Below are 703 nucleotides of genomic sequence, written 5' to 3'. Positions count from 1 at the left end.
ATTGCTTTAATAGTTGTATTAACAGCATTCTTTGCTTTTTATGATTATTTCTTGGCTAATAAATTGGTGTATGCGTTAAAAGAATACAATACAAATAAAGATTATAAACATTTCAATCAGTATAAATTATCGCTTAAAGAATATGAATATCAAAGAGCTCAGCAGGAATTTGATAATGGTAATTTGAATGAGGCTGAGAAGTTCGCTAGAAAYGCTTTAATATATGATAGAAATGATGGTAATATTTTATTATTATTAAAGGATATTGAAAATAAAAGAATTGAATTGGAAGAGATTGCCAATACTGATAGGGCTACTTATGTAAATAATTTGCTTTCTCAAGGTTCTAGAGCATTTAGTCTTTCAAATTATAATCTTGCTAATARATATTATACTGATGTGCTTAAAATTGATAGATATAATCCTTTAGCTATTTATTATCTTAATAAAATTAGCATTATACAAAATAATAAGCCTCTATATATTGGTAAAAACTTTTATGAATCATTAGCATACGGCAAGCTTGCAGATACTATAGAATTATATAGAAAAGGAAGTTTTTGGAAGGCATATAGCAGTATATCTAATTTGTATGTTAATTATCCTAATATAAATGAAATTGGCATCTATTATTCCTTGATAGTTGATAGTATTAATAGATATGATTTTTTTATAGACAGAGCACATGAGATTAGAAAGTTTT

1 pseudogene is annotated in these 703 nt (G+C 25.4%); it reads left to right on the top strand.

Going from position 1 to position 703, the window contains the following annotated elements:
* A pseudogene (locus tag GQX97_RS13325) lies at positions 1-703 on the top strand (hypothetical protein); the annotation flags it as partial.

It is taken from the genome of Brachyspira sp. SAP_772, assembly GCF_009755885.1.
In the GTDB taxonomy this organism is placed as follows: domain Bacteria; phylum Spirochaetota; class Brachyspiria; order Brachyspirales; family Brachyspiraceae; genus Brachyspira.
This window is presented reverse-complemented; position numbering and strand designations above follow the sequence as displayed.